Origin of the sequence: Okeania sp. (genome assembly GCF_035285525.1) — a bacterium.
GTDB lineage: Bacteria > Cyanobacteriota > Cyanobacteriia > Cyanobacteriales > Microcoleaceae > Trichodesmium.
The window spans coordinates 1-6,539 of record NZ_JAYKGW010000115.1 but is presented as its reverse complement, the minus strand read 5'-3'; the positions used below and the strand labels follow the sequence as shown (position 1 = coordinate 6,539).

Genomic DNA, 6,539 nt, shown 5'->3' with positions numbered 1-6,539 from the left:
ATCTCTGGTGAAACCCGCCCCTACATTTTTTTACCCTGACTTTGGGGGGCAGATTTAGGAATATTAATGCTGACTTTCTATATTTATTAATCAACCTGCCCCTAGATTTTTTTACCCTGACTTTAGAGGACAGATTTAGGAATATTAATGCTGACTTTCTATATTTATTAATCAACCTGCCCCTAGATTTTTTTACCCTAACTTTTGGGAGCCGGTTTAGCAATATTGATGCTGACTTTCTATATTTATTAATCAACCCGCCCCTACATTTTTGACTCTGACTTTTGGGAGCCGGTTTAGGGATATTAATGCTGACTTTCTATATTTATTAATCAACCCGCCCCTACAGTTTTATAATAAATATGATAATTTATCCACTATTTAATTCTGTCTGACTTAGAATCTAACTTGTCTGCTTTGATGGTTAAAGTTGTGGAGCAAATTTTGGTGAAGGCAATAACAAAGCTAACTTGAAAAGTGCAATAATGCCAGATAGTTCAGTTCACGAATAATATAAAAATAACCTTATAGATTAGGTTTTATTAAAATTAACCCAACCTAGAAAATTTAGTATTTTGGCAAAAATAATTTTAGAAATATTAGATGAAAATACCTGGATAAAGTAAAGTAAAAAACAATTTAGGGGCGCGTTTTTCCAAGAAATTGTTAATTTTTCAAATTTTAGTTCAACCCACCCCTACTTTATGCCTTACAATAAACGTGATAATTTATCCACTATTTAATAATGCCTAACCTAAAATCTAATTTATCTGCTCTAATGGCTAAAGTTGCCAAGCTCGAAAAACAACAAACTATATCCGAAAAACGATATAACACTATCAAAAAATATGTTCTTAAACTTAAAAATACTTTAGATGAGCAAATAGAAAAATTTAATCATCGACAAGAAGTAGAAACTATCGAAAAATTACAGAAAAAGTTAGCTATTTTGAATCTACGTTTAGATAAGTTATTGGCTGAAAATGAAGCCATAATATCCACTCAAGAAAACCAAGCAATATCTCTAGATCAAAACCTGGCAAACTATGAACAACATCCAAATCAATTAATATTAGATCGCTCTGGCAGTCGTACTCTATTAATTGAAGCATTAGAAATAGTTGAATCACGATTAATTCTTGTGTGTCCTTGGTTAAATTGTAATAGTATTGATAAAGATTTACTCTCTAAAATTAAAGCTTGTTTAGACCGTGCTTGTCAGGTAGATGTTGGTTGGGGATATTTAGGCGATCGCTGGAATATTGGCAAAGGTTTGAAATATAATGCTTTGGCAGATTTACAACAGTTAGAGAAAATTTATCCTGCTTTATTTAGGCTAAAATTATTAGGAACTCACGAAAATTTTATAGTATGTGATGCTAAGTTTGCTTTTGTAGGAAGTCATAATTTTTTGGCTTCTAATGACCAAGGTTTAGAAAGGGAAATAGGTATTAGGACTAGCGACCAACAAATTTTACGAGGATTAATTAACCGTTTTTATAGTGCTGAAGTTTTGTCAGAAGCAGAAATTAATCGTAGGTTTACAGAAAGTGTAAAAAATTTGGAGAACATGGAAAATTTGCCTGGAGTTAAAGATATGAATGAAATAGAATTTCAGGATATTTCCATAGTAGTAGATGAAGAGGATGAACAAGAACTAGAAAGTAAAGAACCTGTAGTTAGTGCTAAAGAATTTTTGCAGAAATATAATGCTGGAGAACGAGATTTCCCTGGGATTAATTTAGCTGGAGTTGATTTGAGTGGGAAGTCTTTTAATGATTCAAAACTAAATTTGACTAATGCTAATTTTAATCGTGCAAATTTGAGTAGTGCTAGTTTTAAATCAGTTAATTTAACTGGGGCAAAATTTCGAGGTACTAACCTTTCTGAAATTAGTTTTCAGTTCGCAAATTTAAGTCAAACTCAGTTTATTAATAGTAACTTGAATAAAGCACATCTTTATAATACTAAACTAGAAAAAACAACTTTTAGGAATGTACATCTCAATGAAGCTAATTTAGAGTCAGCCAATTTCACAGAAGCTAATTTGAGCGGAGTGAATTTTAGTAATTCTAAAATTTCAAATAATGCAAATTTTAGTAGTGCAAATTTGACAAAAGTAAATTTGAGTGGATTAAATTTGAGGAGTGCAAATTTTATTAATGCAAATTTGACTGAAGTAGATTTAAGTAGAGTTAATTTATTAAAAGCAAACCTGAAAGGAGCAAAACTACAAATAGTAAAAATGAACCAAGCGCTTTGTAGTGAAGCTACTATTTTTCCTGAAAAATTTGATTATTCTAAATTAGGTATCTATTTTTTCGGTCCTAAAGTATCATTACCAGGAGTAAATTTAGCAGGTTCTGACTTAAGAGGTTTAGACCTAAGTTGGGCAGACTTAAGAGAAGCAAATTTAGATGGAGCAAAACTTGATGCTTCTGATCTAAAACACGCCAACTTAAGTGGAGCAAGCTTACAAAATGCTAGCTTGATTCGTGCGACATTAATAACTACAAATTTAACTAAAGCCGATCTTCGTAATGCGGAACTGAATCGTGCTAACCTTAGAGGGGCGGATCTAATTTCAGCAGATTTACGAGCTGCTGAACCTAGTTTAGCTGATTTATCTGGGGCGAATTTAACTGGTGCTAAACTGGGTGGAGTATCCTGGGAAAATACAAAACTCACAGGGGCAATAATGCCAGACAGTTCAGATCAGAAATAATATCAATATAACTTTGTAGGTTTGGTTAACTTCAAGAAAATCCAACCTATAAAATTTAGTAGTTTGACAATAAAAATATTAGAAATATTTCCTACCAAATTCGCATAGAATAAAAGGTGTTAAATAACAGGAATAAAGTATGTATTATACTAATAAAGTATCTATACACCTTTTTTAAACCAGGATTTGGTCTGACTGAACTCCCCCCGCCAAATGTACTATAAAACTCTAAAACCCTTATCAATTTTATATGAGAGCAAGCTTCGTTTTTGGACGTAGTCATGTAATCTTGTAATATTTCTTAACAAAGACTCACAGGGAATATCTGTGCTAAAATATAGTCATTTATTTCAAATCACGCTCACCACAACACAAAGTGTTAGATTTATTATAAAATTTAACACTTTATTTATCTTGTACCCAGTAAATAGGTGTGGACAATTCGATCTATCTCTTGTAAAGCATACATTATAGAGTTTTGTCAAAGGGGAAGTTCAGGTATAAAATGGAATTAAAAGAAAAAATCTTATCAATTGTAACTCCCACAAGGGGTAACTTTTCTGACTACTGGTTAGAACAACTACTAGCGGTTAAAGGTAATGTTGAATTTATTTTGGTTTATCCTCCTAATGAGATAGTCAAACCTTTCTACGATCCTCGATTAAAAGTTATACATAGTTCATTTAAAGGTGAAACTATTCAAAGGATGACAGGCATACTTAACACATCAGGAAAATATATCTTAGCTTTAGATGATGATGATTTTGTACATCCTGATGTACTTAAATTCACTTCTGAATATTTCCAAAAAAATCCCCACAGTTGGGTGCTACGTTTAAATAAAAAAAACATAAGCTATTTGGATGAAGAAACTATTAAGAGTGATTGGGGCAAACTTCCGGAAATTAGCGAAATGGAAATTGTGAAAGGAAGAAATAAGAGTGATAGAGAGCAGACTTTACGAGAAATTCCGATTGCTCCCTTAGAAAATAAATTTAAGATATCTGCTTTCTGGCCATATACAAAAAGAACAGATCATAAAGGCCCACACATTGAAAACTTTAATAATAAGGTGTGGAGAACTGAAATGGTAAAAAAATCTCTTTTTGAATTATCAAATACTATGAAGTTAGCCGATCCTATTACTTGGTTACCATTTTGGAGTTTAGATAGATTGTTAGGATTATTTCTCCAGGCTCAATATTATCAAAAAGATATTTGTGTAGGTCACTGGCTGCCTGAACCAGAGCAAATTAGATATATAAGTAAACCTTATTCTTTGAAAGAAACTAGGGTTATTTTTCCTGCGGATGCCTTATTAGTGAGAAAGTTTCCACAATATGGTTACTTCTGGAATCTTTTTTTCAATGAATTATACAATGGTCTAAAAACAACAATCAAAAAGAAATTATCCTACATTAAGCACGAAAAAATGTAGTATTAATCTAGGAGTCAGGAGTCAGGAGTTAGAAGTCAGAATTTACCGACAAGTTAAAGGAGAAAGCCAAAAGAATAGTCCGTTAAATTTTCACCTCAAGTGTAGTGTGAGCCAAAAATCATAATTTTTTCAACCTGGTGAACTTAAAAGCTCGCACTTGTTTTTATGTCTAAAAAGACCAAAATCTTTATCTGTAAATACTTTCAGATTTAATCAGCAAACTCTAATTAAAGACTTAAACAAAAACCGAGTTTATCAACTAGATTTCCGGCTTCAAGAAAACAATAATCAGGGTAATAAACTTAGTTTCCTAGTTTGCTTGTGTAAGTGGTACTAATAACGAATAACTGGTAACTAAATATCTGACAATTATGCTAAATCTAACCCAAAGTTTTTCATGGCAAAAAATATTCTTGAGTTTGTTTAGTTTTCTACTAACAATCTTTTTTTTGATGCTAATAGCAACACCTACTGCTTTAGCAAGTCTCAATGATGATAGATTTGATGGTAATATTTTTGCTCTTTATGCTGGTAATGGTTCTCTTGTACCTGCTAAGGTGACTTTACAAGATTCTTTAAAAAGTTCTAAACCAGCACTGCTTATATTTTTTTTAGATGATAGTAAAGATTGTAAACAGTTTTCGACTGTAGTTTCTGAACTTCAAAGATTCTATGGTCGGGCAGCAAATTTTATTCCTGTTAATGTAGATACTATTATTAATCCTGTCACTAATGACTCTACAAAAACATCTTATTATTATCAAGGTTTTGTACCTCAAACTGTTTTAATTAACCAAAAAGGAAAGGTTGTTTTGAATGAGAAAGGTCAAGTTTCTTTTGAAAGAGTAGATGATGTTTTTCGAGAAGTTTTTGATTTATTACCACGCTCTGAGTCTGTTGAACTTAAACGGAGAATAGTTAATGAGATTAATGTTGAATTAACTGATAACTAATAAGTAAGCAAACAGCTATTAGTAATAAAAACCTCAACCTTAAGGAGAAAATTTAAACTAATATATATAAACTTGAAAATTTAATTTTGTAGCAAGATAAAATTTCTGAATCATACAAAATCCGTTTGAAAAGTTGTCCCTATCGACAAGAGGAAGCAATCTCTCTCTGACCGTCCCTAAGATTGCTTCCTTTCACTGAGAGACCGTCGCAATGACTTAATATAGTAATTATTCCGATTGTGTATTATAAAGTTTTTATCTAAAACTAAAAGCACTCTTCTAACCGCTGTTTGCGCAATGTTCTACAGGAAATGCTTATACTGAAATTAATGTTTTTTGAATAACTGAAAAAAACGGAGAGGGGGGGATTCGAACCCCCGTATGAGTTACCCCATAACAGCATTTCCAGTGCTGCGCCTTAAACCACTCGGCCACCTCTCCTGGTAGCAAAATTATTTAATTTAAAATTTGCTCACAATTCCACTACTATAGCAGAACTAATTTTAATTTGACAACCCCCTATGAAAAAAAAATTTCTTATGGGATTTTGGGCCTTTATCAAATAATATAATAAAAGTTCCTCTAGCTGAAACTGGAGGCAATAATAACTAATAACTGATAACTGAAATGGTCTCTTATCATCAAATTCACATACATGATCGCCAAAATAATACCCATTACACAGTCCAGGTTCCTGAAGACCGCTACATTCTCCACAGTGCTGAAAACCAAGGAATCGAGTTACCTTTTTCTTGCCGTAATGGTGCTTGTACTACTTGTGCAGTTAGAGTCCTATCTGGAGAAATCCATCAACCTGAAGCAATGGGACTATCCCTAGAATTACAAAAACAGGGTTATGCTCTTCTCTGTGTTAGTTATGCACGTTCTGACCTATTTGTAGAAACACAGGATGAGGATGAAGTTTATGAACTTCAGTTTGGTCGCTACTTTGGCAAAGGAAAGGTGGAAGTTGGACTGCCATTGGATGAAGACTAAAATTATTTGTCTATTTATGACCTGCATATTTTTGGTTAGTTGTCAACAGCCAAACCTCAGTTCTGGCAAAATTACTACGGTGGAAAGGGTGGTTAGTGGACAAACTATCGAAATAACTGACCGTTCTGCTCCTGTGCCTTTGTTAGAACCGATTCGCTTGATTGGTATTCAAGCGCCAGATATTAGACAAAAACCTTGGGGACAAGAGGCTAAAGTTGAATTAGAAAAATTAACTTTGGGACAAGAGGTATTATTGGAGTTTGATACTCAGGAGAAAGATAGATTTGATCGCCTCTTAGCTTATGTTTGGGTGGAAGGGAAACTAATTAATGAATATATGGTAGAAGAAGGTTTAGCTCTAGCAGAACCAGATTTTCCTAATACTAAATATATGGAACGTTTGACTAATGCTCAAGAAAGAGCTAGA

General features: G+C 32.8%; 5 protein-coding genes and 1 tRNA gene. 5 read left to right on the top strand and 1 reads right to left on the bottom strand.

All coding sequences use genetic code 11. The features are described from left to right. The first annotated feature begins 745 nt into the window (after positions 1-745). The 3 genes from VKJ25_RS10880 to VKJ25_RS10870 all read left to right on the top strand — a co-directional run bounded on the left by VKJ25_RS10880 (position 746) and on the right by VKJ25_RS10870 (position 5,116). On the top strand, positions 746-2,725 hold the full coding sequence (locus VKJ25_RS10880; protein ID WP_324236656.1) for a pentapeptide repeat-containing protein: 1,980 nt from the start codon (positions 746-748) through the stop codon (positions 2,723-2,725). A gap of 505 nt (positions 2,726-3,230) precedes the next feature. After that, positions 3,231-4,163 carry a glycosyltransferase family 2 protein gene (locus VKJ25_RS10875; RefSeq protein ID WP_324236655.1) on the top strand — a complete coding sequence of 311 codons (933 nt, stop codon included), beginning with the start codon at positions 3,231-3,233 and terminating at the stop codon, positions 4,161-4,163. 452 nt (positions 4,164-4,615) lie between these two features. Next, positions 4,616-5,116: a thylakoid membrane photosystem I accumulation factor gene (locus tag VKJ25_RS10870; RefSeq protein ID WP_324236654.1), complete on the top strand. Its 501-nt coding sequence runs from the start codon at positions 4,616-4,618 to the stop codon at positions 5,114-5,116. A gap of 354 nt (positions 5,117-5,470) precedes the next feature. Here the strand turns inward: VKJ25_RS10870 and VKJ25_RS10865 are convergent. Beyond that, positions 5,471-5,557 (bottom strand) — tRNA-Ser (locus VKJ25_RS10865). Between the two features lie 186 nt (positions 5,558-5,743). Between VKJ25_RS10865 and VKJ25_RS10860 the strand changes: the two genes are divergently transcribed. Beyond that, positions 5,744-6,112, top strand: coding sequence for a 2Fe-2S iron-sulfur cluster-binding protein (locus VKJ25_RS10860; RefSeq protein WP_324236653.1), 369 nt, complete (start codon positions 5,744-5,746; stop codon positions 6,110-6,112). Beyond that, positions 6,102-6,539: thermonuclease family protein (locus VKJ25_RS10855; RefSeq protein ID WP_324236652.1), on the top strand; the 438-nt coding region annotated here is incomplete at its 3' end. The genes VKJ25_RS10860 and VKJ25_RS10855, both read left to right, overlap by 11 nt.